Here is a 26,373-nt window from a genome sequence, read left to right on the forward strand (position 1 = left end):
AATCGCTTGCGTTCTGAGCAAATTGGTTCGATTAGATCGTGGGATCGCGAGAAAAAAAGCGAAATGGCGCCGAAATGAGCTGCCATTTGTCTTTCTTTTGCGCAAGATCAAAACAGTTTCAGTAACTGACGCCCTGACAGAGAAGGAGGCCGTTGATTCAGTTTTATCAATAGAACTATAAATATGAATAATTCTCACTTCTATTCGTGACTTAACGTTTTGACTGCGTTAGCATGCGGCCATAAATTTTTGCGAGGAAAGGGCTATGCAAGCTTTTCGTTCATTTTTCCAATTTATTCTCTTAACCGTTTCTTTGGTACTAAGTGGTCACGCGGCGGCAAAAACCATTAATCATGCAATGGGCACGGTTGAGATTGACGGTGTGCCTCAGCGTGTGGTCGTTCTTGGGCAAGGTAGCCTTGATGTGCTTGATCGTCTAGGGGTAGAACCGGTTGGGGTGGTTAAATCACTGATGCCAGATTATCTAGCCAAAACCTACCAAGATGATAAATATATCGCGGTTGGGACCGTTAAAGAGCCTGATTACGAGGCAATTTTTACCGCAAAACCGGATTTGATTATCGCAGAAGCGCGTATGGCGTCACTGATGAGCGAGTTAGAAGAAATTGCTCCTACCATCATGTTCCAAGCTGATTACGACCATTATTGGCAGAGTGTGCAGGAAAATTGGCGCATGCTGGGTAATGTCTTCGAAAAACAAGAAAAAGTGGAAGCAATTATCGACCAAGTGAACACTAAAATGGCGCAAGCACATGAGAAAGCGGTGGCGGATAACTTCAGCGCGCTCATGGTGATGAGTAACGGCAGTAAAGTGGCGATGTTCGGTGAGAAAAGCCGCTTTGGTCTGGTTTTTGATGAACTCGGACTTAAACCCGCAAAAAGTGACGACGTAGAAGTGGCCGGCTCGCATGGCAATCTGATTTCTTTTGAGTACATTGCCGATGCTAATCCAGATGTGTTGCTCGTGCTTGATCGTGAGCAAGCGATTGGTGAGGGCGAGGGGAAAGCCAAGGCGCGTTTCGACAATCCACTGGTGAATAAAACGCCAGCGCATCAACATCAACGTATCAGCTACTTAGATCCAACGGCTTGGTATATCACCATGGCCGGCATGACCGCGATGGATAAGATGATCGACGATGTCAATCGCGTACTTTAATCGCTTTTTTCATCGTTAATTGTATTCTCGTGGCTAATCGCCTTTTTATGGATATATAGATAATCGTTTACCCGGGCTTGTCCCGGGTCTTTGTGGTTTTAGCCTTCAACGGTAGTTGTGTTGTGAAGTATCTTTCTATTCCTGTCCTTATTGTGCTGGCACTGTTGTCGATATCTATCGGTGTTGCTCACGTTTCTTTGGATAGCTTATGGGCAGGCGATCCAGAAGCCTGGACCATTTTTACCACCAGCCGTATTCCGCGCCTACTGGCGATTTGTTTAGCCGGTGCTGGGCTGAGTGTGGCTGGGCTCATCATGCAGCAGATCTGTCAAAATCGCTTTGCATCGCCGGATACCACAGGCACCATTGATTGTGCGTTGCTTGGCTATGTGGTCACCCTCGTGATTTTTAGCGGCGCAAACCAATGGCTTGATCTCACCGTGATTGTGGGCACCGCGATGGCAGGTACCTGGCTATTCGTGCGTTTTTTACAGCGTCTTAAATTTAAAAATACCGTGCTCGTACCTTTGATAGGGATTATGTACGGCAACGTGGTCTCTTCTCTGACGCAATTTTTGGCTTACAAATACGATTTGATTCAAACCTTACAAGCGTGGACGGTGGCCAATTTTTCATCGGTATTGGCCGGGAACTATGAAGTCTTATTCGTTGCCATGCCCGTCTGTGCCATCGCCTATGCCTACGCGAGCCAATTTAGTGCCGCCAGTATTGGTGAAAGCTTTGCCAAAAATATTGGTTTGGATTATCAAAAGGTCGTGCTATTTGGCGTCATGGTGGTTGCCCTGTTGTCATCGGCGGTGGTGATGATCGTCGGTGTTATCCCTTTTCTTGGCCTGATTGTGCCCAACGTAGTCTCACTGTTTATGGGCGACAATATTAAGCGAAATTTACCCTGGACCGCTTTTTGGGGCGTGGTGCTGGTCTTAAGTTGCGATATTTTAGGCCGTGTGATCATCTTCCCTTACGAAGTGCCTATCGCCATGATCATTTCAATTTTGGGTGGTGTGGTCTTTATCTACTTAATCATGAGGGATAAAGCCAATGCGTGATGGACTCAAACTCTCCCTTGTCGCGTTAGGCGTCTTGCTGGTGGCTGGCTACTTCTTAGGACATGGTTTAACCGCGGACAATTATGCTTACTTCCTCTCTAGACGCACGCCGAAAGTATTGGCGATTGCGCTGGCGGCGATCGCAATATCGGCATCCTCATTAGTGTTTCAAACTATCACCAATAATCGAATATTGACCCCGTCGATTTTAGGGTTTGATAGCTTGTATGTGCTATTGCAAACGACGCTGCTGGTAGCCTTTGGCTCGACCAGTGCCTTGCTCGTGAACCCCTATTTAAACTTCGCGGTGAGTGTGCTGTTGATGGCAGTGATGGCGAGTGTGTTGTTTACGCTCTATTTTCGTCGACATCGCGCAACATTTATACTTTGCTGTTAATTGGGATCGTGCTCGGGAGTGTGTTTGGTAGTATTAGCCAGTTCTTCACCTTACTGGTTGATCCGAGCGAATTTGCGGTGCTTCAAGATGCCATGTTTGCCAGTTTTAACAATGCGAATCGCGATTTGGTGTACATCAGTGTGCCAGTGTTGGCGCTGTGTTTGTTGGCGCTTTACCGTTTTGCCAACCAGCTAGATGTCTGCTTGCTCGGAGAAGACAATGCCACCAGCTTAGGGATCGATACACGTGGGTTAACACTGAAAGTCATGATGATTATTGCGGTGATGATTGCGGTATCGACGGCTTTGGTCGGGCCCGTGCTTTTCTTTGGCTTAATAGTCGTCAGCCTCGCTCGGCAGATGTTTGTGAGCTTCCAGCACCGTTTTTTGATTCTCGCGACCAGCGTATTGGCGGTTTTCTTGTTGTTAACGGGTCAGTATGTTGTTGAACAGTGGTTTGGGTTTGAAACCACGGTGAGTGTGATTATTAACTTTGTTGGCGGAAGCTACTTCTTGTACCTGCTAACGAAAAATAAGTTTTAATTATTATGATTGAATTAATTGGATTGTCGAAAGCCTACGGGCAAACTCAGGTGGTGAATCAAGCGAGTGCGTTGTTTCCACCTGGCAAAGTGACCGCGATTATTGGTCCAAACGGCGCGGGAAAAAGTACGTTGCTTTCGATGGCGAGTCGGCTCACGGACAGTGATGCGGGCGAAGTCTTGATTGGCGATAAACCTCTGAGTGAATGGAGCAACGAGGCGCTCGCGAAAAGGTTAGCGGTATTGCGGCAGGCAAATAACGTTAATATGCGCTTTCGGGTACGTGAGCTCGTGGCATTTGGTCGTTTCCCCCATTCTAAAGGACGACTCACCGCAGATGACGACGTTGTGATTGATGAGGCATTAGCACAGTTAGGGTTAACGGAGCTACAAGACCGCTTTATTGATCAGTTAAGTGGTGGTCAACGGCAGATGGCATTTATTGCAATGGTGGTGGCGCAAAACACCGACTATATCTTTCTCGATGAGCCGCTCAACAACCTCGACATTCGTCATTCTGTGGCGATCATGAAGACGGTAAGAGACTTGGCACACCGACACAATAAGGCGGTGGTGGTCGTGATGCACGATATTAACTTTAGCGCCTGTTATGCTGACAATATGGTCGCGATGAAAGATGGCGAAGTGGTCTCCAGCGGTCGAGTCGATGAAGTGGTGACCAAACCAGTGATGGAGCGAATTTACGAGATTGAGTTTGAGGTTGAGCAAATCAATGGTCAGCGGATCTGTCTCTATTATGGGGCGTCGACGCCATCAATAGTGTCTGCGTAAACAGCCAATGAATATGGTTTTGTACATCCTTTGGACTTAGTAAAACAGTCAATAATGGTTAGAAAGGACACCTCATTCTATGTTAAAGACGTCTGGGCTCTTTGTTTTGACAGCGATTGCAGAAATTGTAGGATGCTTTTTACCGTATTTGTGGTTACGTAAAGAGGGACCCGTCTGGTTATTGTTCCCTGCGATCATTAGCCTTGCTTTATTTGTCTGGTTATTAACATTGCACCCCGCAGCCAGCGGGCGCGTTTACGCGGCGTACGGCGGTGTCTATGTGGCGACGGCATTAGTTTGGCTCCGAATAGTCGATGGCATTAAGTTGTCGACCACGGATTGGCTCGGTGCTGGCGTCGCCCTCTTGGGGATGGCGATTATTGTGTTTGGGTGGAATCAACATGGTTGACGTAAGCTTGGCGCTTGTTGGTGCTTCTATTACGGGATAAAACCAGTCGCCACTATGTGATTTTGCGTTGATATCTCGCAGCGAGCAACGTATCAAGCGGTGTTGGGTAATCAATGAGAAATCCTTGCACGTAATGAATGCCGATCTCTTGCACAAGCGCGAGTTTCTCTTCGTCAGAGACCCACTCTGCGACGGTTTTGTACCCCATGGTGTCGCAGATACTGACGATAGACTCGAGGATCACACGATCAATTTCGTTTCTATTGTCGGTTAAGTTTGCGACAAATTGGCCATCCACTTTCACAACATCCACGTTAAACAGCTTCAAATAGTGGAAAGAGCATAAACCAGCGCCAAAATCATCGAGTGCGACATGCGCACCATAGGCACGTAACTCATCCACAAATGAGACGGCGGTATTTAAGTGGCTGATCAAGGCAGATTCTGTGATCTCAAAACATAACCGCTCGGCGGGCAGCGCTGAAGAAGCCAGCAGCGCTTTCAAGTTGGTTTGGAACTTAGGATCGCTGATCGAGTGCGCAGAAAGGTTGAGGTTAAATTTAAGGCCAGAGTCAGCCAGCTCTCGGGCGCGGGTGTTGAGCACATAGTTCGCCACCCACGCATCAATGTCACGAATGTAACCAAAGGCTTCAGCCGCAGGAATAAACTGCCCTGGGCTCAGGATGCTGCCGTCGGTGTCGATCATGCGCACTAATAGCTCATACCAGTGTTCAATGGTCGGCCCTTTCGCGGGCGCCACTTGTTGGCCATACAGCGTGAATCGGTCTTCAGCTAATGCAAGGGTGATTTTTCCGACCATTTGCATATCGCTGTGGCGACCCTGAGCCATGCTTGATATATCGTGATAGTCAACAATTTGCCCACGGCCAGCTGACTTGGCTTCATACATGGCGATATCAGCACGGCTCATCAAATCAGAGAGGGTCAAGGCATCATCGTCGACATTCACTAAGCCGACACTGGCACTGATGGCGAAAATCCGTTCCTCGTAGGAGAAAGACAGGCTCTCAAGGCGACTGATCAAATCGACCATGGTGTGTATTGCGTCACGCATATTGCAGTGCGTGAGTAGGACTGCAAATTCGTCACCGCCGAGTCGCGCGACGGTGTCATCACTACGCACGTTATCCGCCAATGTTTGTGAAACTTGGCAGAGGACATCGTCTCCTGCATGGTGTCCGACAGAATCGTTGATGATTTTGAAAAGATCGAGATCGACGAAGGCGAGTACTGACGGGATATGATCATGGCGTTGAGCAAGATGCTTTTCCATGATGGTTTCAAACGCTCGACGGTTGGGTAAATGGGTGAGTGGGTCGTGATTGGCGTTGTAATCGAGTTGCGCCATTAACGCATGCTCGTCAGACACATCACGTAAGATATACACATAGCCTTGATGACTGGTTAACGGTGATACCGCGACGGAGACATATACGCGCTCCCCGTTTGCTAAAACGAGCTGGTAGGCATCTTTTATTTGTGTTTCAAAGAAGGTCGCCGTTTGGTTGTGACTTAAACGCGAGAGCAGAACCCGCTTTTGCTGATGATAAAGCTGAAAAATATCATCGACAGGTTGTCCGAGGGGCAGGGGATGTCCATTGATGGTCAGTCGCTGCGCTGTGTGATTGAGATAGGCCAAATAACCTTGGCTGTCGGTGGTGACCACCGCGTCGTTAATGGAGTTCATCACCACGTCTAATTGCTCACGTTCCTGGGCAAGAGTCTGGTTGAGTTCATTAATTTCAGTGTTGTCCCAGTTGGCACCAATCAGCCGTACGGTGTTGCCGTTATCATCGCTTTGTACGCTGGCAAGGGCACGTAGATAACGCGTTCGACCGTGAGTATCGATAATGCGGTATTGGGTATCGATTCGCTGTTGATATTTTAGGGCTTTGCCGAGTATATGGTTAACCGTTTCAACGTCCTCTGGATGGAGACGATGTTGCCACATCGCGAGTGTTTCTTGGCCATCAGATGCTGGTATGTCGTAAAGCACATACATTTGCGAGTCCCATTCGAGCCTATCTGCTTCGAGGTTGTACTCCCAAATACCAATATTGGCAGCTTTGGTTGCGGCCTCAAGGCGGCGGCGTAAGGTATCGGTTTGTTGGTTGGTCAAGTACTGCTCTGTGACATCGATTACCGTACTTAACACGGTTTCGGTTTCTTCACCCGTTTGTCGCGCGGACGCTTGTCGTAGGTACCGGTAGTCCCCTTGGTCATTTTGAAAGCGAAACACTTCGATCATGCGTTCGGTACGCCCCTCAACCAGCAGGCGCATGGTTTGCTCCCAGGCTTCTAAATCGTCCGGATGGATTCGAGCGGTCCAGGCTTGGTAGGTTTGGATGCTTTTTGAACTGATCCCCAATAACGGCGCGGACCAACCTGAAAATAGAATAACGCCAGTATGGACATTCAGTTCAAACACCGCGAGTTTGTTGATATCGAGAGCAAAACGCCAACGCTCCAGCCAGCGTTTTTGCTCTCTTTGTGCCGCTTTCAGCGCATTAATATCTTCGACTTGACTGATTAGGTGAGTAACATGCCCCGCGTGTTTATCACGGACTGCAGTGACTGATAATCGTCCCCACACTTGCTCTCCATCCGCCCGTAAAAAGCGCTTTTCAAGCCATTTATTGTCGGTATGGCCCATGAGCAGTTCATTAAAATAGTCTTTTAATGCCGCTTGATCTTGCTCGCGGGTAAAAATAGAAACATGGGATCCAAGCAATGCACGAGGATCGCAGGCAAAAAAACGAGCTAGGCTGGCGTTGGCCTCCTGAACGATACCGCGAGGATCGAGTATGGCCATACCAATGAGGGAATTGTGCATCGCCTGAGTCAGTAAGGCCTGTTGCTCCAGGTGATGCTTTTGGTGACGGCGATAGCTATATGCTAGTTGTGTCATCATCACCCCGGTCATCATGGCCGCGGCAGCCATCGCCATACGAGATAGTGAGGCTTTTTGGTCGGCTTCAACTTGAAATGTCAGGGCGCCTAACGCGGACAACACATCAAAGCTCAAGAGTGTTAATGCGATGCAGCCTAAACCTATCAGGCGGTTTTGTAGTGTCGCCGCTAACACAAATAGAGTGGTCAGTGCTAAAAACGGATGAGGAGAAAGGTACAATAATAGGCTAATCGCACCGAGTGCGGCCGCGCATAAGGTGAGCAATGAGGCCCAAAATCTGCTCGGTTTAGCGAGTCGCTCATCAGGTCGTTGGCCGAGATTCTCTTTGATGACCAACAATAAAGGAAATAAGGCAACAAAACCGACAAACTCACTAATAAACCAACGCAGGAGCAAGTAATCGAAAGGTTGATTGGTTCCAATTGACTGAACACTGGCCCCCAGTGTCGCACCGAATAAGGGACTCATAACCAGCGTTGGGGCCAGACCTCGAATAAAAGGCCACATGCTCTCGAGGGGGTTGCCGTAACGCTTGCGCATTAATCGGTAGGTCGCGCAACCTAATCCAGCGGTTGCCGTGTTGACAACAGCCATACTGGCACTGAGAGACGCAGAAATTCCCATCACGGTGTCGGCATAATAGACACCGGTGAAAAAGCCCGCCGCGGCGAAAAGCCTCACGTAGCGTGAAAAGCAGCTAAACGCGAATGCACCGGCAGCTGATACGTACCAGATCACGGCGAATTGTTCGCTTTCTGGCAGCACCGCTAATGAAAACCACACCAGCGAAAAGCTCATCGTGACTAGAATAAAAAAGGCCTGGACCGATTGGCGGACTCGTCGATGGGGGATCATGATTCTCTCATTAATAACAATAATCTAGGGAGAGCTTAGCGCATTTTGGATAGGATTTAATCACATTTGTCCGTGGATGATGCGCAAGATATCACCGCTAACGACACTAAACGCTGATTTGGTGACCGTACAGGTAGGCGTCATGGGCCACATACTGATACCATGCGGCTGCAAACCTATAAGCGCGGTACTGGTGGGATAATGCATGATCGTTCTGCCCCGCTCTTTGTTGTCGGTAAACATTGGGTAGCAGGTAAACATTGGGGCGCAGTGAAAATGCGGTATTATCTACCGGTATCAGCAGAATGAGCGAAAAGGAGTAGCAATGAATCCAGTTGCGATTGTAACCGGGGCAAGTGGCGGCATTGGTCGTGAGACGGCGAAGTTATTGGCACAGCGTGGTTATGCCATTTGCATCAACTATTTGAGCAACAGTGAATCTGCTTTTGCGCTTGTTGATGAACTTCAAGCGATTGGTGTTAATGCGATCTCCGTTCAGGCCGATGTATCGACCGAAGAAGGTGTAAAGCGGTTATTCAGTGAAGCGGACAACCGTTTGGGGAACATCACGGCATTGGTGAACAATGCCGGCATTATGTTACCGCAATCCTCCGTGAGTAGTATGGATGCAGAGCGGATCAATGCCATGTTCCAGGCCAATGTGACCAGTGCCTTTTTGTGCTGCCGCGAGGCGGTGCATCGCATGGCACAGTCTCGTGGTGGAAACGGTGGCGCTATTGTCAATGTTTCCTCCGCCGCGGTTAAAACGGGATCACCCAATGAATACGTTGATTATGCCGCGACCAAAGCCGCGTTAGATACATTAACAATGGGACTGGCGAAAGAAGTGGGCCGTGAGGGGATTCGAGTCAACGCGGTGCGTCCGGGCCCAATTGATACCAACATGCATGCGGCAGGAGGAGAACCTGATCGTGTGGCGCGTGTGGCTGATAACATTCCTCTCGGTCGCGGGGGATCGACGCTGGAGGTGGCAGAAATGATTGCTTGGTTACTGTCAGATAACGCGTCATATTCGACGGGTAGCCTATTTGATGTCGCAGGTGGCATGTAGTGTTGCGATGATATCACCGCGCCGTCAGCGGCGCGGTAGATTCGCATCGTTAGTTAAAAGCCAATACTGGTGCCGACACTGACTGAGCTTGTTTCGGCATCGCCGCGATCAGCATAGGTGAGCTCAAAGTTCATTTTAGGTCCGACGGTGGGTTGTAATTCAAACCCGACTGTCCCGCTCGCGCCCCAACCGATGTCTTTATCCGTACCAAATTCGGTTTGATAGTAGTTACCACCGCCACGCAGGTAGACACTACCGATCGTCATGGGGAAGTTGACTTGTACACCAACCGGGATATATGTCGAGGTTAATTTTGTTTCGACACCATTGGCGTTATCAAAGTCGGCACTGGTTTCACCATAACCCGTATATAGGCTGGTATAATCCGTCAGCCGCCACGTACCATTCACTTCCCAGGTGTGGCCTGTCTCCGTTTGAGAACCGTATCTTACATCGGTAACACTGGCGCTGGCACCGACACTGAGTGGCGACGTTTGGGCCTGTGCTGTGGTGGCGAGTAATATGCCCGCACAAAGCGTGGCAAGCGATAAACGTTTGGTCATAATAACAATCCTTTTGGCCGAGAGTGCGCCTGACGTGTTCACTCATTATAAAACGATAACGGCGAGGAGGCACCAAGCTTGAGCGATATTTGCGCTGTCACGCTAGGTCGTATCAAAGAAATTACTGGGTCGTATTAAAGAATCCGCGCAATCGATTTTAACTCCCCGCCAGCAGTGCTATTGTATTGCCCCTTGTGTACCAGCATGACGCCATGCGTGTTTGTTTCTCAAAGGGCTTTAAACATGAAATTTGCAGTTCTCGATCAAGCGACTTACGACCACCTTTACCGTGATATTGAAGCCTTTCGAATCACGTTTGACTTGCCTTGTAACGATCCAAGCTCATTAGATGATAAAGCGGATGATCTTCACACCGCGCTCGCGGTCGAGGAGATGACTGAGCTTGCTGAAGCAGACTCGCTTGTTGAGCAAGTTGATGCCATTGTCGACAGTGTTTATGTCCTGATGGGCCGCGCCGTACAGATGGGATCGCGTGGATACCGTGATCAACTTGAAGTTAGTTATATGATTGATATTTTGCTACAAATTGCCAATCGACTCGGGATCGATTTCATCACCTGTTGGGATGAAGTGCATAGCAGTAATATGAGTAAAGTTTGCCGCAATGCGCAGGCGTTCACTGACACCCAAGCCTACTATGCGAAAAAAGGCATTGAGGTGGTCGCAAGCCTCAAAGAAGATGGGATTATTGCCAAATGTGCCTCGGATGTGACGGTAGACGGTAAATTGATTCGTGAAGGCAAGGTGATGAAGTCGGTGTACTACCGTCCAGCGGATCTTGCGAAATGCGTGATGGCCGAACTGGCTTAGATTCACATCACTCACGCTAGGATAACGCCGCCTTACAATAGGGCGGCGTTTTTGCATTATGACCTCAGTGGCCATCCCTCCTCCTCATTTTTATTGAGTAAAAGCTCTTCATTTGGCCGAGCCAGCACCCTTGTCATTAAAGTTTTGCAAAATTGTCTTGTTTTCTTACAAAGATTGTCGTTTATTTTCTTCTACAATTTTGTCCTTAGTCCTGATTTGGGTCTAAGGTAAAGGCTTGTGAGTGGTTTAGAGTAGACGACACCTTTTTTAGTGTAATCACTCAATGTGAGCCGTTGAATCAGTCGTTCGGGCCACATTTTCGTAACAAATCTAGGGGGAACACCGTGGAACATCCTTTCTCGCTTGAAGGTAAAGTCGGCATCGTGGCAGGCCTTGCGAATGAAAACAGTATTGCTTTTGGCTGTGCTCAAGCATTACGGCAAGCCGGTGCGGACGTACTGGTGACCTATGGCTCACCCAAAGCTGAATGTTTTGTCACGCCTCTGAAGCCGTCCATGGGGGATCCTGAACTGATGCTTTGCGATGTGCAAGATGACCAACAATTGGATGCGTTATTTGCACGTGCCAAAGAAAAATGGGGGCGGGTTGATTTTGTGGTTCACTCGATTGCGTTTGCGCCGTTAGATGATTTACACGGTCGAGTAGTGGATTGTTCCCGTGAAGGCTTTTCGCTTGCGATGGATATTTCCTGCCATTCGTTTATTCGTATGGCTAGGCGGGCAGAGCCTCTGATGTCATCCGGAGGGACACTCTTTAACATGTCTTATTACGGTGCGGAAAAAGCGGTGGACAATTACAACTTGATGGGGCCGGTTAAAGCCGCCCTCGAATCGACCACACGCTATCTCGCTGCTGAGCTTGGGCCTCAAGGCATCCGAGTGCATGCTATTTCTCCAGGCCCGATCCGCACGCGTGCCGCCTCCGGACTAAAAGAATTTGAAGCGTTAGCGGTAGACGGCGAAACGCGCTCGCCACTACGTCGGCTGGCAACGATACAAGATGTTGGCAATGCCGTTGTTTATCTTACCGCTGATGCAGGGCGTGTACTGACTGGCTTAACCCATTATGTCGATGCCGGTCATCATCTGCGTTTTTAAACTGGCTTATTTTTCGACGTAAATGACTATAGAGGAGTCCACTATGACAGGGACGTATAACGAGGCGGTCATCGAGAATAAGACGTACGATGAAATTTCAATCGGTGATGAGGCATTTTTAGAAAAACGCTTAACCATGCAGGACATCAAGCTCTTTGCGATCATGTCCGGCGATGTTAATCCTGCCCATGTGGATGATGACTTTGCGAAAAGCAGCCGTTTCCAAGAGATTATCGCCCACGGTATGTGGGGCGGCGCACTGATATCAACCGTGCTCGGTACACAGTTACCAGGACCGGGTACGGTTTATTTAGGCCAAACGCTCGCCTTTAAAGCGCCGGTCATGCTTGGTGATGTGCTTCGGGTGATCGTACGTGTCGACCAAATGGATGATAAACGTCATCACATTGTTTTTGCTTGCCGCTGTGAAAACCAACGTGGCGATACCGTCATTGAGGGCGAAGCGCGCGTGCTAGCCCCCACTAAAAAAGTGAGCCGTCAACGGACAGTGATGCCAGAAGTCCGCTTGTCTGAACGAGGGCAGCTACACGCCATTCTCAACGCCGCAGATCACCCCGATCCGATGCATACGGCTGTTGTCCATCCGGTGGATGACAGTTCTATTCGTGGCGCGGTTGCGTCGGCAAAACAGCAGCTCATCATTCCAACGCTGGTGGGGCCAAGAGACAAAATTCTCGCCGCCGCGGACACCGCTGAAGTCGATATTCAAGACTTCGAAATTGTCGATACCCCACATAGTCACGCAGCGGCAGAGCGCGCCGTACAAATGGCACGAGCGGGTCAAATCGAAGCGTTAATGAAAGGTCGYRCYGAGCCTGCATACTGACGAATTACTGCATGAGGTCGTCAAGCGTGAGGGAGGATTGCGGACTGAGCGTTGCCTGAGCCATGTGATGGCGTTTGATGTGCCAACCTATCCAAGGCCGTTATTTATTACTGATGCCGCGATCAATATCTACCCAGGACTCGCCCAAAAGCGCGACATCATTCAAAACGCGATTGAGCTGGCGCATGCGATCGGGAACACGCATCCGCGGATAGCCATATTGTCTGCCGTTGAGACCATTAATCCAAAGTTGAATGCGACGATTGATGCTGCCGCGTTGTGCAAAATGGCCGAGCGTGGTCAAATTACTGGAGGGATCCTCGATGGCCCTCTGGCGTTTGACAGTGCCGTTTCTGAGGACTCTCGCGCAACAAAAGGCATTGAGTCGCCCGTAGCCGGGCGCGCTGATATCTTGATGGCCCCTGATCTTGAAGCCGCCAATATGCTGATGAAACAACTCAGCTACTTGGCCGATGCCAAAGGCGCCGGGGTCGTGGTTGGCGCGAGAGTGCCGATTATGTTAACCAGTCGCGCGGATGATGCCTTAACGCGAATAGCGTCGAGTGCACTGGCCTTATTGCTGGCCGACTATCAACGCAAATCGCTCGATAAGTCGCGAATGTAGGTGACTATGCCACACATACTGGTGATCAATAGTGGCTCATCGAGCCTGAAATTTGCGTTATTCGATGTGGCAGCGATATCGAACAACGATAACCGGGATCAGAAAGCCTGCGTATTTCGAGGGCAATTTTCGGGACTGGGCACAGAGAGAACAGCGGTGGTTATGCTCACTGAGGAGCAAGCCTACTCTGCGGGACCCGATGAGGCCAATGATCATCAAGCCGCCATTGTGTCGTTGCTCGATTGGTTAGGACACCACAATGTGCTCAACCAGCTGGTTGCGGTGGGGCATCGCGTTGTTCATGGGGGAATGCATTTCGATCGGGCGACCCGCTTAGATCCGCATAAATTAACGTTACTCGGCGCACTGACCTCTTTAGCGCCGTTGCATCAACCTTATAGTCTTGCGCCGATTCGAGCGCTAGAAGAGCGATTGCCCGGTATGCCTCAAATTGCCTGCTTCGATACCGCTTTTCATGCGAAGCAGCCTTTAGAAGCTCGCCAATTCGCGTTGCCTTATGCAATGTATGATCGCGGCTTTCAGCGTTACGGGTTTCATGGGCTTTCTTATGATTATATTTGCCGTTGCTTACCGACAGTCATTCCAAATTATGATCCCCAAGCACGCGTGATTGTGGCCCATTTGGGCAACGGTGCCAGCTTGTGTGCGATTCAAGCAGGGCAGAGCATCGCTTCGACCATGGGATTTACGGCGTTAGAAGGATTACCTATGGGCACTCGCAGCGGCGCGATTGATGCGGGATTGGTCTTGCACCTCATCGGTGAAGAGGGAATGACAGTCGCCGAGGTAAGCAAGCTTCTGTACAAAGAGTCCGGCCTGTTGGGCCTGTCTGGGATCAGCAGTGATATGCAAACACTGTTACGTAGCGACAGACCCAGAGCTCAGCAAGCGATCCATCATTATTGTTATCGTATCGCACGAGAGATCGGTAGCTTAAGTGTCGCCTTGGGAGGGCTCGATCATGTGGTGTTTACCGCCGGCGTGGGTGAGCATGCGGCGCCAGTGCGAGACAGTGTTGTGCGCCAATGTGGTTGGTTGGGGGTTGCGTTAGACACCTCGGCGAATCAACGTAACCAAACCTGTATCTCAGCCTCTTACAGTGAGGTGGGCGTTTGGGTTATCCCGACCGATGAAGAACGCGTGATCGCGATGGATTGCGTTGAATCATTGCGTTGATCTTAGACTAATCACGGGCGCGTCTGGCGTTTAAGGATAGTGATAAAAATCCTTTAAAATGTGATATTCCATACAAAGTTATTTCTTTCAGTGCACGGCTGGGCGTCAAATGCGTATCCTTAGCGCGGACAAAGAATGCAAGGATAACATTATGATGCGCGGGTTTTGGGTGGGGTTATTGATACTCAGCCTAACAGGGTGTGCGCAAAAGCTAGGACGGCCGTTTGATATAAAAAWTTCGCGAAATCGGACATGGATTTGATTACCGATATCCATATCGCCGAAATCCGTCAGATCACTGAGCGGCTGTTGATCAAGCTCTATAAACGTAACCCCAGGGAGCTTAAAAAAGTACCCGGTATGACCATTGACCAACGTGTCAATCAGTTAATGGGAGCACAACGCCCCCAAAACGGGTTCCGAGAGCTTGGCGGCATGGATGGTATCGCTTTGCTGCCACTGGCGTTTTCTACCGAATTTGAGGGCGATCGTGTGTTTGCACTCATGGCCGGTGTCACTGGCATGATCAGTGCCAGCTATAACCATCAGACAGAGTTCTTCTTACTGGATGACATTGATCAGCAGAAGCTTTACAACTGCGCACGCAATCTCGAGAAAGTGGCGTGGCTGCTAAATAACCACCGTGATGTGCAGGGAAACCTGCTGCTACTCAGTAACGGGGTTAACCCAAACGGTGTCCCTAACTACAGTTACGAGCGCTTACTGAGTCAGATGATTTTGATCCAAGATATGATGGCACTGATGGTGGCGGACAGCACCAATCGCAATATTAATCAAGTGGTACACAGTATGGCTTCCATGACCTTTTTCCCTATTTGATCGCTACCGCTATGTATCTACCATTCAATGGTGTTGCCTTGATAATCAAAAAAGTGTCCGCTTTGGCTGTCGGTGAGCGTATCGAGGACTTGCTTGAGACCTTGCGCCGATATGTCGGTGGTGATCAGCGCATTGGAGCCGCCCATTTGGGTTTGTACCCAACCAGGATGTAACGCGACTGTACGAATCCCTTTCGGTCGCAAATCAATCGATAAGCTTTTGACCACTGCATTTAGGGCTGCCTTGGAGCTTCGATAGATATAACCGCCTCCTGATTAATTATCGCTCATACTGCCCACCTTCGATGAGATGAAGGCGAAAATGGGAGTGTGCCCGCTATTATTGGCAAGCGTGAGGTGTGGGGTAAAAGACTCAGCCATGACTAACGGCGCAATGGTATTGACCTCTAGCACCTCTCGCCATGCCTCAGTATCCGTTTCTCCTAGTTGATAGCCTTTGGGACCATATTGACCGGCATTATTGATCAGTAAGTGGACTGGCGTATCACTAAGTCGTGACGCGAGATCCTGTACCGCAGCATGGTCCGTGACATCCAAGGCGTGTGTCGTTAACGAGGTATAGCGGTTTTTCAGCGTCATTAAGTGAGGCGCAGAACCCGGAAAGCGGCAACATGCAATAACACGCCAGCCATGTTCAAGGTATCGCTCGGTAAGCGCCAAGCCGATCCCGCGATTCGCGCCAGTGATTAGAAGTGTTGGGGTCATGCGTCTCTCATTGTCGTGAATGCGTGTTATCCCATTATATGACTAATCCGCCATCGACTTTAAGTGTTTGACCTGTGATAAAGCTCGCGTTGTCGCTGGCAAGAAAACTGATCGCATTGGCGATGTCTTGCGCGGTACCCATTCGCCCCAATGGGGTTTTGCTTTTCATCATCTCAATCACTTTATCGGGCAAATTGGCGGTCATGGGGGTTTCGATAAACCCAGGTGCGACACAATTGGCGCGAATTTGAGCGCCATGACGGGCGAGCTCTTTTGACCAGGTTTTTGTCATTGCGATGACGCCCCCCTTTGATGCGGCATAATTGGTTTGGCCAATATTGCCATCGGTACCGACCACTGACGATAAACTGACAATCGCCCCTTGCGCTTGCGCGATCATCAGCGGTGCGATCGCCTGTGTCATGGTAAATACACCTTTTAGATTCACATCAATCACGGCATCCCAATCGTCTTCACTCATTTTGGTGAGCAAGTTATCCCGTGTGATCCCTGCGTTATTGACGAGCACATCGATCACTGCGTTGTCTTGGTGCAACGTCTGCACCCAGCTGGCGACAGCGTCTCTATGGCAGACATCGAGCGCCGCGGGTTTTATTACGGCATGGTCTTGCCAGTCTTGCATGTTGTCTAGATTCCGGTCCAGCGCGTAAACGGTGTGTGCGCCCTGCTTGACAAATGTCTCGACGATGGCTCGGCCAATACCTTGAGCCGCTCCCGTAATGACACAGTGTTTACCGGTCAGCATAGTCTTTCTCCTTATTGTATTCATCAATATGTTCTTGGGCGATTAGTCATCTAAGCCTTTGCTTCTTCTCGCGACGTTGCGCCACTAAGAGATCAACGTGCAACAAATGGGCCAAAGGTAATCGCCTTAAGCATACATCGGGATATCAATCTGTGGAGAAATAGACTAAAATTTAATCAAGATGTCACCTTGTTGAAGAGAGGATCTATGCCGACGTCAATCAACTCGCAACCTTTGGCGCAGCAATATATGCAGCGCCAGCGTGATCGTCAGGACGATCAGGTCAATGGTGGTCTCAATAACTCGATGAGTGTGCAAGAACGCGCTGAAGTCATTCGTAAAGAGCGAGAGGAGCAGAAAGAGGCGACCGCATCGAATGAACAGCGTGAGGATAAACGTGACTATCAGGCATTAATCGATCGTGTTGCTGAGCAAGAGGCGCAAAAAACAAAAGCGAATGCGTATAATCAGCAGCAACAGGCATTAATGGATCAAGTTCAGAAAACGGTCACACCTAACGCACAGCAAACCAGCTACAGCCTGAAAGTGTAAGAGCGGGGGGCAGTTGGTCGATATTCCACTGGGTGTGACGGGTCGAGATTAATTATCAAGCCGCGACAACCTTTATCTAACCACCTCATTTGGCCGTCGCTTTCCGAGGCGTCGGCTTGTTTCCCCAAAGGCTTTTTCTCCTGTCTTTGTTTGTTCAATGTAAACGAAGTGTGTGTTTATGCTCAGGTATCTTTACACGTGCCGTTTGTTTTATATATCTGTTTAAAAAGGTTTTATTGTTTTTTTGTTTGCCTGTTAAGTAAAGATTACAACATGAGTTAACATTTAAGTAACAGTGTGTTGATGTTGGGTCACTAGTGCTTACTCCGGACTAATGCTATTCCTACTGCATTAACAAGGAGGAACTATTATGACGTCCACACTGCAAGCACAAGCGCCGGTCAAAACCATTAATCCATTAGGGACCGATGGGTTTGAATTTGTAGAATATACTGCCCCCGATCAAGCCGGTATTGATGCGTTGAAGCGCTTATTCTCATTGATGGGTTTTGCTGAAATTGCCAAGCACAAACACAAGCATGTTTGGCTGTATCGCCAAGGCGATACCAACTTTATTGTTAACGGCGAAATTGTTAACGGCGAACCCGAGTCTCAGGCACAAAGCTTTGCTAAGAATCATGGCGCGAGTGTGAATGCAATGGCATTTCGTGTTCAAGATGCGGTCCATGCGATTGCTTATGCGGCGAAACAAGGCGCTAAAGTGGTTGAGCCTAATGTGGGGCCGATGGAGCTCAGTATTCCGGCGGTGTATGGCATTGGTGATTCGCTGCTCTATTTTGTTGACCGTTATGGTGATCAGAGCATTTACGAAGTTGATTTCGACTTTTATCCCGATTGGCAAGCGCGCCTTAAAGAAGCCGATGCCGGATTGAAGATTATCGATCACCTGACGCACAATGTCGATATTGGCAATATGGATGTTTGGGCTGATTTTTATGATCGTATTGCTAACTTTAAAGAAATCCGATTTTTTGATATCGAGGGCAAAAAGACCGGTTTGAAATCACGCGCACTCACCGCGCCCTGTGGAAAAATCCGTATTCCAATTAACGAATCTAGCGATGATAAGTCTCAAATTGCCGAGTATCTCAAAGAGTATAACGGTGAAGGCATTCAGCATATTGCGATGACGACTGATAATATCTACCAGACAGTACGCACATTACGGGAGCGGGGTATGGCGTTTATGGATACGCCAGAGACCTACTACGAACAAGTCAATCAGCGCGTCAACGGTCACGAGGAGAATATTGATGAACTTCGTGATACACGGGTTTTGATTGATGGTGACGCAGAGAGTGGTATTTTGCTTCAGATTTTCACCAATACAGTCATTGGTCCTGTGTTCTTTGAAATTATTCAGCGTAAAGGGAATCAAGGCTTTGGTGAGGGTAACTTTAAAGCCTTGTTCGAATCGATTGAACTTGATCAAATGCGTCGTGGCGTATTGGATTAACTCGGCGAGCAATGCCTTGAATGACGACCTGTCTTGAGTCGTCATTCACCCACCCACACTTGATAGTGCTATGACTGAGAGCACTCTCTCCCTAGCGCTCTTTAATCGGAGCGCTTTTTTGTCTACTTTTCTTTATATTGCCGGATATTTTTCGCCCAAATGAAGAACAGACTCTATGCTTATAGGGTAGGCTCTCTTATTTAACAGGTGATTATGAAAGTAGGCAAATCCATGGTACGCCATTCCCTTTCTGTATCGTTAATGACGAAGCTGGCGCTATGCTGGGTAATACTCATCGCCCTATTCGCCTCACTATTACTGTTTGCCGATTATCAAGCCCAGAAGTCGCAGGTTCAGCGCGTGTTACAAGATGTGGGTAATCGCGATGTCTTCGCCATCAAAGATTCCCTGTGGCGATTAGAAACACAAGCGTTTGAACAACAAATCGAACAGCTTATCGCACAGCCAGAAATCGATTATATACATGTCTACGACGCCGATAGCACACCAATCGAACGTGGTGTCGAGCCGGCTCAACAATCGATACGGATGACTTGGCCATTGATTGCTAAAAAGGAAGGCAATGAATATATGCTTGGCCAGCTTGAAGTGGCGTCTAACTATACCGCATTACAAGCCTATCTCGGGGAGAGTATTAGGTGGGTATTTCTAGGATGGTTGGGCGTTTCAGGCTTGGGTGTGATGGTGTCAACGTGGATAGTGCGACGATATATTACTGCGCCCCTATCCGCTCTACATCAGCAGGTGAATCAGTGGGACAACGGCCTACCCAAGCAAATCAATGCCCCATTACAATATCGCGGCTGGTACGGCTTTGAGGCGAGTTACAATGCCATGGTCACTCAATGTCGCCAAACGCTATCGCGGGTTGAGAATGAGAAGCAGGATGCAGAGCAGGCCAGCCATAAAAAAAGTGCGTTTTTGGCCAATATGAGCCATGAAATCCGCACACCAATGAACGGTATTATCGGGATGGCATCGTTGCTGAAAAGTACGCGTTTGAATGACGAACAACAAGAGTTCGTCGAGATGCTTGAGACCTCATCTATGTCGTTACTGGATGTGATTAACGATATTTTGGATTTCTCTAAAATTGAGGCAGGTAAGTTAGAGTTAGAACCATTAGAGCTCAATGTATTTGAGCTGGGTAAAGACTTGGAAAATCTATTCACGTTACGGGCGAAAGAGAAACATTTACAGTTTGGCTGTGAGATTGACCCAGAAATATCGCCGTTACTGATTGGTGATACGCCGCGATTACGCCAAGTGATGATCAACTTAGTCGGGAATGCCCTTAAGTTTACTGAGCAAGGCGAAGTCGCCGTTTCGATCACCAAAGTCCTCGATGAGGGAAACGCTTGTGTGCTCCGTTTTCAAGTTAAAGATACGGGACCGGTGTGCCGATTGAGTCGCAAAATCGTATTTTCGGTAAGTTTGAACAAGGCGATTCATCAGCAGCAACGGCGGGCGGTACTGGGCTGGGCCTCGCGATCTCTCAGCAAATTGTCAATTTGATGGGGGGGCGGATTACCCTAGAAAGTGAAGTGGATGTGGGTAGCCTATTCTCGTTTTCGGCGCGCTTCGAATGTGCCGATGTGCCGCTTGCGACACCGGTAGAAGCTATTTATTCGCGGGAGCGCCAATGCTCTTGGTCGATGATAGTCGCCTCAATATGCGTATTACGACCGCGCAGCTGAGCAATCTCGGCTGTCAAATCACCTGTTGTATGCACCCCGATGATGCGGTGCCTTTAATTAAAGAGCGTTTTGATGGCCAATATCCATTCAAAGTTGTCTTGTTGGATAAGATCATGCCAAAAATAGATGGTTTTAGTCTCGCCGAGCAGATTGTGGCTGAGTTTGGCGATAAAAGCCCAGCCATTATCATGCTGACGGCGGCGCCCGATGCTCTGGATAGGCCGCGCATCGAGCAATCTGGCATTGAGGGATACCTTGGGCGCCCCTACCAATTTAATGATTTAAAAGCCTACTTAGTCAGAATACTCCAGCAAAGACAGCCAACGCTGGGCGTTGTGCGTTCAACAGGAAAGGGGATCTCACTGGCAGGGCTACATGTGCTTGTGGTTGAGGATTCAAAGGTCAACCAACGTGTTACGGAAGCCATGCTAACGCAGTTAGGTATCCATGTGCGCTCGGCGGATAATGGCGAGCAGGCGCTAGCACTTTGGAGTAGTCAGCCTTTTGACGCTATTTTTATGGACTGTCAAATGCCGGTTATGGACGGCTATCAGGCGGCACAGCAGATCAGGGAGAAAGCATCTCGCGCGGACCGGATCCCTATTATTGCATTAACCGCCAACGCAACGGCGGAAGATAAAGAAGCGTGCCTGGCGGCGGGCATGGATGATTATATTGCTAAACCCGTTCGACAACACGAACTGGCAACCATGCTAAGAAAACACACCTTCACCACAGACACACAACTGCTGACCAAAGAGTAACCCAAGACAGTGAACACTGTTACGCAAGTGTGATCTTAGTTACAAAGCTATCAGAAAATACGAAGTATTCGTCGTGTTTTTCAACCTCTTTTCGTTAGGGTTCTAATCTTTTGATGGGCTTGACCCGAAAAATAAAGCAAAACGCGAAGAGGATGTATGAACAAAAAAAATATGCTCTCAGCAGCTGCAGCGCTGTTGTTGAGTTTAAGCGCGCACGCCGGTGAACTTAACGTGATGGCGTATAACATCATGCAGTTGAGCAACCTGCAAGACTGGGATCAAGCAGAACGTGCGGCGCGCTTACCGGATGCGATTGCCGACATGAAGACCCAACCTGATGTCATTTTGATCAGCGAGGCCTTTAACGCCGAAGCAGAGCAAGCAATGAATCAGCTTGCTAACTTATACCCGTATCAAACGCCCAATGTAGGGCAAGATTGCAGCGGTGAAGGCTGGGATGCGCTGACAGGCGATTGCTCTAATTCCCTTTTTGTAGTGCGCGGTGGTGTCACCATTCTTTCCAAGTATCCGATTTTAACTCAGCAAGCGCATATTTATGAAAACAGTTTGAAAGGTAGTTGGGATTACCAAGCTAATAAGGGGTTTGCGTACGCTAAGATCGATAAAAATGGTGAGATCGTCCATCTAATTGGCACACACCTACAAGCGACTCACGATGGCATGTCTGATGAAGAACATCAGGTTCGATTAGGGCAACTCGGCGAGATAAAATATTTTATCGACAATGCTCCCATTCCTGCTGATGAGCCTGTCATTGTAGGCGGGGATATGAATGTGGAATGGAGCCGTCAAGATGAAATTAAGGACATGAAAGCGGCACTTAATGGTGCATTGCGCTTCTCTGAACCTGAAGTGACCTCTTTCCCCGCTAAACATAATTGGTTTACCAAAGCGAACGCGTATCACTTTGAGTATGATCTTAATTACAACACCACGTTAGATTATATCTTATGGAGCCGAGATCACGCTGCCCCTGTCAACCAGCCAGATATGCAGGTTGTGCCATTAAAAGCGAAGGAGAGTTGGTACTGGGATTATTTAGAAGGCGAGTGGCCCCAAGAGGCTGGACAAACTTATCATGATGGTTACTACAATGAGTTGTCTGATCATTATCCCGTCATGGTTCAATTTGAATATGAATAACCTTGTTCAGTAATCCAACGCAAGGTTTGATGAGCACAGTGAGCCGATTAAGGCTCACTGTTTTTTTGGGATCTTAAGATGCCGATTAGCACCAGGGTTGCAAGACTCACGCAAGTGATGAGGGGAAGAGGAGGATAATTAAGTGTCAGCGTCGCTAACAGTGACGCTAACCCATAGCCGAGTGTATGCGCCATGGCGATATAGCCACTCACTTTGCCCGGTGCACTGTCGAGCTGTTGCATCGCTTGGCTGGTATAGGCAGGAATAAGCAACGCACTGGCGCCAGAGATCACTAACATCGCAACCACTAAGGCGGTGAGGTTAGGCAGTAACAACAAGCCGTAGCCTGCGACCAAACTCAGTGCGCCGACGCTCAGCATGCGTTCGGTGCTCAGACGCTGTTTTTTTACTACCAACACCTGTACCACCAAGGTGGCAGTGCCGCTTAACGTCAGTAAATACCCCATGGTCTGGCTGACTTTATCCGCTGACCATCCAGTGCTCGTATTGAGCATCGGTGTGAGGTTGTATTGCAACAGGCAATCGCCGCACACACGGCGAGGCCATACCCCATGTAGGGCCAAATGGTTTTGGGCGCTAGCCACTGACTGATAGGCGAGCTTGATGCATCCTTCTTGCCCTCACGGTAAGGCATGAGGCTGATAACCAATGCGGCTAATGTTGCAGTCCCAGCATCAGCACAAGCGAGGCATACGGGCTAACGATTAAAACCGCTGAGGCGATTAACGGGCCGGCCAAGCGACCAAGACTTAAACCAATGCTGATTGAGGTAATCGCTTGCATGCGGCGTGCCTCGCCAGCGAGTAACACCGCCCAATGCTGATTCGCAGGGACCATGCCCGCCACGGTTAAACCATAAATTACCCGTGCCAGCAGCGCGAGTGCTAACCAAGGCCATTGGCTGAGGCTATTTTGTGCACCTAATGTAGCGGTCAGTAGCAGCGCAAAGCTCATTGCCATACCGATCAAGGCTTGAAGGACAACAAACTTGGGACCATATTGGTCGCTGATACGTCCCCAAAAGGGCGCGGCAGGAAGAAAGAGCACGCTCCCCACGGCAATAATCACTGCCCATGTCGATAGTGAAAACCCGCCCTGTGCCACTAACAATGGTAGCGAGACTAAGAGTCCGTTCTGGCCTATGCCCATCAAAGCGGCAATAAACGTCAAGGTGACCGATTGCCACCTTGCGGTTTGTGTCGTGGGTTGTGTTTGCGCGTGCGCCATTACCAGCCTGCCACTTTTTGCATCTTAGGCGTGGAGGCCGCGGATTCCGTCAGCGTCCAGTCTAGCAAACCGTGGTGATGCGCAATGTCGTATATCGGTGTGCCGCTAATCGCGTTAATGATCGTTGCTGCCCGCCATGCCGCGAGACTCAGTTGAGGCTCAATAATGCCGTGACAATGGGTGCCGACGTTCACCATATACAAAGCCTGTGAGCAGCCTTCACGCATTTCTACTCGGTAGTGAGCGTTCACATTTGGCCGTCCTTTGTCATCAAGGGCGAGATGACCGCGCAAGGTATCAAGCATTGAGGAAGAGCCCGAGAAAAACCGGTACACACGATAACCACCTCTGCGTCGAGTGTTGTGGTTTCACTGGTCAAGGTGGCCGTTGTCGCTAAGTGATAACCTGCTTGGTGCGATTGCATGCCAGTCAGCGTTTGCCCGGGAAGCAGTCGCCACCATGACGGGGATCGGCGCACATATTTGTCGTGATACAGGCGTTGATAGAGCCTTTCAAGCAATCTTCGGTGATCCCATCACTAGCAAGCTTTTGTTGCGCAAGCTGAGTGTGTTTGACGTTTGGCTCGAGGCCGTGAAACTGCGCCGCATAGTCGGGCATAAAATACTGATCAGTAAAAGGATTCTCATCCAATCCTTGTAGGTTAGGGCGGCGAGAGATCCAATCAATATGCGCGACTTTACCAAATTCACCGTCAAAGACATGCTGAAAGACATCGGCACCGGTTTGGCCACCACCGACAATGGCGACTTTTTTATCCCTCAAATCAGGTTGTCTTAGCGCGAGTTCGCTGGCATGAAACACCGCCTCACCCACGAAGGGAGTGGCACAGTCAGGCATAAACGGTTGTGTGCCTGTGCCCACAATTAAATGATCGCAGGTCAACTGACCATGTGGCGTATTCACGGCGAAGCCTGAATCGCGCGGAGTGATGTTAAGCACCGGCGTATCGAACTGAGTGTTGGGGAGCTGGTGAGCGACCCATGCCATATAATCAGAAAATTCTAATCGCGAAACCGTCTGTTCGCCTCGCGCGGTAAAGGGATAAAATTTCTTGGTTTTAACTAGGTAATTAATAAAGGTGTAAGGCTTGTCGGATCGACAGCCGTTACCATATCTTTTAAATACGAGGTTTGCATTTTCGCATCATCCAACAACAAGCCGGGGTGCCAAGCAAAGCGAGGCTTTTGCTCAACAAACAAGCTTGAGATTGACTGGCTGTGGGGGGCGAGTAGCGCCGCAGCACTGAGATTAAAGGGACCAAGCCCTACACCTAAAACAGAATAATGCTTTGTCATAACTGCATCCTTATTGCGCATAGTGCGCGAAAAAGTCGTTACGCTCACATTGCATCAGTGCGGCGCGTTTATGGGGAAAGTCGAATTCTTTTTGTTTTTTCATTCCCATCCCCGCGGGCCCGGATCCTAGCTACGCGCCAGTTTTGCCGCGTTGGGTTCACCCATCACGTTTGGCGTGCGCTCATCGGCCAAAAAGCAGTAGTGGATCACCGATTGCGCCCAAGTATTAAAGTATTGGCGGCCCAAAAAGTCGGAATTGCCGACCAGCATATGCATGCCGCGATCGAATGCATCGACATCGTAGTAAGGCCCCAATCTGTCTTCCGCCACCCAATAAATCTCAAAGTAGCCAAAAGGCTGACCATCAAATTCGCCAATAACTGGGATCAAGTGCGCATCGTGATGGGCCTTGTGTAAATATTGACGGTGGAAGTCGAGCGAGCCTTCTAACTCCCAAATTGGGGCAATATCCGGATGGTTATGCCAGGCGTGAAAGCAAGCGAGATCGCGTTCTGTTTCCGCCGGACGTAGCGTCAGCGTGCGTCCGAGGTGATAAAAGTAGCGACGGTAGAACACACCTTGCGGTTTTTCGGGCCGAGTTGGATGCATTAAACCATTATCTGCGGTTTGGTATTCGTCATTGGTCGGCGCTTGGGACTGGTGCCAAATGGGGCAATGCTGTTTAAACTGCGAAAGTGTTAGCGGTTTGCCTGGCGCAACCACCGTTTGCAGTGTATGGGGGTAATCACTCGCATGTAGTGTTTGGCATTGGTGTTGATAAAACACATGCTCAACCGCCGACCACCAGAGTGATTTATCACTACAGTAGCGCGTGGTCAGTGTTGCCGAGTGGTTGCTATCTTCCGGTTTGTTCAGCAAGAAGGTCGCTTTGGCCTGACCATGTTCCATCACATCAATCAAGTAATGAGAGGCGTCTAATGGATGGCTACGAAGCCCAACGGTGCGATGGATATCAGCCGGTTTGAATACCCATGAGCCAATTGCACTATCCCCATAAAACGGATTATCGATATCAGTGTAAATGTGGCTCGGATCAGCCAATGTCGCTTCATTATGATCAACAAGAAAGGTATTAACGTTCCGTTTCCAGTGCAGTGTCGGAGAGTCCAGCAGGTAGTCATATAAGCGGCTATCGACCGGATGGCTTGCCCGCCACGTCGCAAAGGCTTGACGCAGATCTGCCACAAACGCTGTTCGCTGGCACCGGTGGCTTCGCTGATCGCTGAAAGCGTATTGATCAGCGTATTACCAATCAGATAGTAGCTCAGATACGGATCGACCTTATCAGCGGCACATAACAACTTGGTAAACCGTCACTGAATGCGTCCGGGAATAACTCAGGCGCAGGGTCGG

22 protein-coding genes and 4 pseudogenes are annotated in these 26,373 nt (G+C 49.2%); 17 read left to right on the forward strand and 9 right to left on the reverse strand.

Going from position 1 to position 26,373, the window contains the following annotated elements:
* Window positions 1–265: 265 nt before the first annotated feature.
* The 5 genes and pseudogenes from DZ54_RS0106945 (at window position 266) to DZ54_RS0106965 (ending at window position 4,389) form a co-directional block, all read left to right on the forward strand.
* Entirely contained in the window at window positions 266–1,180 is a 915-nt protein-coding gene (locus tag DZ54_RS0106945) for a siderophore ABC transporter substrate-binding protein (protein WP_205619373.1), read from the forward strand.
* A gap of 122 nt (window positions 1,181–1,302) precedes the next feature.
* The gene (locus tag DZ54_RS0106950; RefSeq protein ID WP_037353832.1) at window positions 1,303–2,250 is read left to right on the forward strand and encodes an ABC transporter permease; all 948 of its coding nucleotides are present in this window, start codon (window positions 1,303–1,305) and stop codon (window positions 2,248–2,250) included.
* Window positions 2,243–3,189: pseudogene (locus DZ54_RS19800) on the forward strand (iron chelate uptake ABC transporter family permease subunit). Before DZ54_RS0106950 ends, DZ54_RS19800 begins: the two are co-directional and overlap by 8 nt.
* Window positions 3,190–3,194: 5 nt before the next feature.
* The gene (locus DZ54_RS0106960; protein ID WP_025673550.1) at window positions 3,195–3,980 is read left to right on the forward strand and encodes an iron ABC transporter ATP-binding protein; all 786 of its coding nucleotides are present in this window, start codon (window positions 3,195–3,197) and stop codon (window positions 3,978–3,980) included.
* Between the two features lie 79 nt (window positions 3,981–4,059).
* Window positions 4,060–4,389: a YnfA family protein gene (locus DZ54_RS0106965; RefSeq protein WP_025673551.1), complete on the forward strand. Its 330-nt coding sequence runs from the start codon at window positions 4,060–4,062 to the stop codon at window positions 4,387–4,389.
* 52 nt (window positions 4,390–4,441) lie between these two features.
* On the opposite strand, the gene DZ54_RS0106970 is transcribed toward DZ54_RS0106965, so the two are convergent.
* Entirely contained in the window at window positions 4,442–8,176 is a 3,735-nt protein-coding gene (locus tag DZ54_RS0106970; protein ID WP_025673552.1) for an EAL domain-containing protein, read from the reverse strand.
* A 325-nt stretch (window positions 8,177–8,501) separates the two neighbouring features.
* Here DZ54_RS0106970 and DZ54_RS0106980 point away from each other — a divergent pair, with 325 nt between their 5' ends.
* Window positions 8,502–9,248 carry an SDR family oxidoreductase gene (locus DZ54_RS0106980; RefSeq protein WP_025673554.1) on the forward strand — a complete coding sequence of 249 codons (747 nt, stop codon included), beginning with the start codon at window positions 8,502–8,504 and terminating at the stop codon, window positions 9,246–9,248.
* A 53-nt stretch (window positions 9,249–9,301) separates the two neighbouring features.
* Here the strand turns inward: DZ54_RS0106980 and DZ54_RS0106985 are convergent, their stop codons facing one another.
* On the reverse strand, window positions 9,302–9,811 hold the full coding sequence (locus tag DZ54_RS0106985) for an outer membrane beta-barrel protein (protein WP_025673555.1): 510 nt from the start codon (window positions 9,809–9,811) through the stop codon (window positions 9,302–9,304).
* A 243-nt stretch (window positions 9,812–10,054) separates the two neighbouring features.
* Between DZ54_RS0106985 and DZ54_RS0106990 the strand changes: the two genes are divergently transcribed.
* The 6 genes from DZ54_RS0106990 to DZ54_RS19810 all read left to right on the forward strand — a co-directional run bounded on the left by DZ54_RS0106990 (window position 10,055) and on the right by DZ54_RS19810 (window position 15,269).
* Window positions 10,055–10,642 (forward strand): nucleoside triphosphate pyrophosphohydrolase family protein, encoded by a 588-nt coding sequence (locus tag DZ54_RS0106990; RefSeq protein WP_025673556.1) that lies wholly within the window; start codon window positions 10,055–10,057, stop codon window positions 10,640–10,642.
* Between the two features lie 344 nt (window positions 10,643–10,986).
* Window positions 10,987–11,760: an enoyl-ACP reductase FabI gene (gene fabI / locus DZ54_RS0106995; protein ID WP_025673557.1), complete on the forward strand. Its 774-nt coding sequence runs from the start codon at window positions 10,987–10,989 to the stop codon at window positions 11,758–11,760.
* A 43-nt stretch (window positions 11,761–11,803) separates the two neighbouring features.
* On the forward strand, window positions 11,804–12,607 hold the full coding sequence (locus tag DZ54_RS26665) for a bifunctional enoyl-CoA hydratase/phosphate acetyltransferase (RefSeq protein WP_276201988.1): 804 nt from the start codon (window positions 11,804–11,806) through the stop codon (window positions 12,605–12,607).
* A gap of 37 nt (window positions 12,608–12,644) precedes the next feature.
* The gene (locus tag DZ54_RS26670; RefSeq protein WP_276201989.1) at window positions 12,645–13,232 is read left to right on the forward strand and encodes a bifunctional enoyl-CoA hydratase/phosphate acetyltransferase; all 588 of its coding nucleotides are present in this window, start codon (window positions 12,645–12,647) and stop codon (window positions 13,230–13,232) included.
* Between the two features lie 6 nt (window positions 13,233–13,238).
* The gene (locus DZ54_RS0107005) at window positions 13,239–14,429 is read left to right on the forward strand and encodes an acetate/propionate family kinase (protein ID WP_025673558.1); all 1,191 of its coding nucleotides are present in this window, start codon (window positions 13,239–13,241) and stop codon (window positions 14,427–14,429) included.
* 252 nt (window positions 14,430–14,681) lie between these two features.
* Complete coding sequence (locus tag DZ54_RS19810) at window positions 14,682–15,269, forward strand: hypothetical protein (RefSeq protein WP_240472772.1); 588 nt, start codon at window positions 14,682–14,684, stop codon at window positions 15,267–15,269.
* A gap of 17 nt (window positions 15,270–15,286) precedes the next feature.
* On the opposite strand, the pseudogene DZ54_RS19815 reads toward DZ54_RS19810, so the two are convergent.
* Both DZ54_RS19815 and fabG read right to left on the reverse strand, forming a co-directional pair.
* A pseudogene (locus tag DZ54_RS19815) lies at window positions 15,287–15,994 on the reverse strand (SDR family oxidoreductase).
* A gap of 34 nt (window positions 15,995–16,028) precedes the next feature.
* Window positions 16,029–16,760, reverse strand: a complete 732-nt coding sequence (fabG, locus tag DZ54_RS0107020; protein ID WP_025673559.1) for a 3-oxoacyl-ACP reductase FabG — start codon at window positions 16,758–16,760, stop codon at window positions 16,029–16,031.
* Between the two features lie 207 nt (window positions 16,761–16,967).
* On the opposite strand from fabG, the gene DZ54_RS0107025 reads away from it, so the two are divergent.
* From DZ54_RS0107025 to DZ54_RS0107040, 5 genes and pseudogenes are all read left to right on the forward strand, one after another.
* Window positions 16,968–17,312, forward strand: coding sequence for a hypothetical protein (locus tag DZ54_RS0107025; protein WP_025673560.1), 345 nt, complete (start codon window positions 16,968–16,970; stop codon window positions 17,310–17,312).
* Between the two features lie 370 nt (window positions 17,313–17,682).
* Window positions 17,683–18,789, forward strand: coding sequence for a 4-hydroxyphenylpyruvate dioxygenase (gene hppD, locus DZ54_RS0107030; RefSeq protein WP_025673561.1), 1,107 nt, complete (start codon window positions 17,683–17,685; stop codon window positions 18,787–18,789).
* A 261-nt stretch (window positions 18,790–19,050) separates the two neighbouring features.
* A pseudogene (locus DZ54_RS24735) lies at window positions 19,051–20,507 on the forward strand (sensor histidine kinase).
* Window positions 20,453–21,271: a response regulator gene (locus DZ54_RS24740; protein WP_051415950.1), complete on the forward strand. Its 819-nt coding sequence runs from the start codon at window positions 20,453–20,455 to the stop codon at window positions 21,269–21,271. The pseudogene DZ54_RS24735 and the gene DZ54_RS24740 overlap by 55 nt, the downstream one beginning before the upstream one ends.
* Window positions 21,272–21,427: 156 nt before the next feature.
* Window positions 21,428–22,435, forward strand: a complete 1,008-nt coding sequence (locus DZ54_RS0107040) for a sphingomyelin phosphodiesterase (protein ID WP_025673562.1) — start codon at window positions 21,428–21,430, stop codon at window positions 22,433–22,435.
* A 47-nt stretch (window positions 22,436–22,482) separates the two neighbouring features.
* Here the strand turns inward: DZ54_RS0107040 and DZ54_RS24095 are convergent, their stop codons facing one another.
* The 5 genes and pseudogenes from DZ54_RS24095 to DZ54_RS23380 form a co-directional block, all read right to left on the reverse strand.
* The gene (locus DZ54_RS24095; RefSeq protein WP_128080470.1) at window positions 22,483–22,971 is read right to left on the reverse strand and encodes an MFS transporter; all 489 of its coding nucleotides are present in this window, start codon (window positions 22,969–22,971) and stop codon (window positions 22,483–22,485) included.
* Between the two features lie 139 nt (window positions 22,972–23,110).
* The gene (locus tag DZ54_RS24100) at window positions 23,111–23,683 is read right to left on the reverse strand and encodes an MFS transporter (RefSeq protein WP_081721620.1); all 573 of its coding nucleotides are present in this window, start codon (window positions 23,681–23,683) and stop codon (window positions 23,111–23,113) included.
* Entirely contained in the window at window positions 23,683–24,018 is a 336-nt protein-coding gene (locus DZ54_RS24745) for a hypothetical protein (protein WP_164831561.1), read from the reverse strand. Before DZ54_RS24745 ends, DZ54_RS24100 begins: the two co-directional genes overlap by 1 nt.
* Window positions 23,931–25,020 (reverse strand): annotated as a pseudogene (locus DZ54_RS27400) (lysine N(6)-hydroxylase/L-ornithine N(5)-oxygenase family protein). The gene DZ54_RS24745 and the pseudogene DZ54_RS27400 overlap by 88 nt, the downstream one beginning before the upstream one ends.
* Before the next feature lie 105 nt (window positions 25,021–25,125).
* Entirely contained in the window at window positions 25,126–26,205 is a 1,080-nt protein-coding gene (locus DZ54_RS23380; RefSeq protein WP_051415954.1) for a GNAT family N-acetyltransferase, read from the reverse strand.
* Window positions 26,206–26,373: the final 168 nt, after the last annotated feature.

It is taken from the genome of Salinivibrio socompensis S35 (assembly GCF_000513715.1).
Taxonomy (GTDB): Bacteria; Pseudomonadota; Gammaproteobacteria; order Enterobacterales; family Vibrionaceae; genus Salinivibrio; species Salinivibrio socompensis.

Coding starts and splice junctions, on each gene's coding strand:
- DZ54_RS0106945 (WP_205619373.1), top strand. CDS start 266: ATGCAAGCTTTTCGTTCATTTTTCCAATTTATTCTCTTAACCGTTTCT.
- DZ54_RS0106960 (WP_025673550.1), top strand. CDS start 3,195: ATGATTGAATTAATTGGATTGTCGAAAGCCTACGGGCAAACTCAGGTG.
- DZ54_RS0106965 (WP_025673551.1), top strand. CDS start 4,060: ATGTTAAAGACGTCTGGGCTCTTTGTTTTGACAGCGATTGCAGAAATT.
- DZ54_RS0106970 (WP_025673552.1), bottom strand. CDS start 8,176: ATGATCCCCCATCGACGAGTCCGCCAATCGGTCCAGGCCTTTTTTATT.
- DZ54_RS0106980 (WP_025673554.1), top strand. CDS start 8,502: ATGAATCCAGTTGCGATTGTAACCGGGGCAAGTGGCGGCATTGGTCGT.
- DZ54_RS0106985 (WP_025673555.1), bottom strand. CDS start 9,811: ATGACCAAACGTTTATCGCTTGCCACGCTTTGTGCGGGCATATTACTC.
- DZ54_RS0106990 (WP_025673556.1), top strand. CDS start 10,055: ATGAAATTTGCAGTTCTCGATCAAGCGACTTACGACCACCTTTACCGT.
- DZ54_RS0107005 (WP_025673558.1), top strand. CDS start 13,239: ATGCCACACATACTGGTGATCAATAGTGGCTCATCGAGCCTGAAATTT.
- DZ54_RS19810 (WP_240472772.1), top strand. CDS start 14,682: ATGGATTTGATTACCGATATCCATATCGCCGAAATCCGTCAGATCACT.
- fabG (WP_025673559.1), bottom strand. CDS start 16,760: ATGCTGACCGGTAAACACTGTGTCATTACGGGAGCGGCTCAAGGTATT.
- DZ54_RS0107025 (WP_025673560.1), top strand. CDS start 16,968: ATGCCGACGTCAATCAACTCGCAACCTTTGGCGCAGCAATATATGCAG.
- hppD (WP_025673561.1), top strand. CDS start 17,683: ATGACGTCCACACTGCAAGCACAAGCGCCGGTCAAAACCATTAATCCA.
- DZ54_RS24740 (WP_051415950.1), top strand. CDS start 20,453: ATGCTCTTGGTCGATGATAGTCGCCTCAATATGCGTATTACGACCGCG.
- DZ54_RS0107040 (WP_025673562.1), top strand. CDS start 21,428: ATGAACAAAAAAAATATGCTCTCAGCAGCTGCAGCGCTGTTGTTGAGT.
- DZ54_RS24100 (WP_081721620.1), bottom strand. CDS start 23,683: ATGGCGCACGCGCAAACACAACCCACGACACAAACCGCAAGGTGGCAA.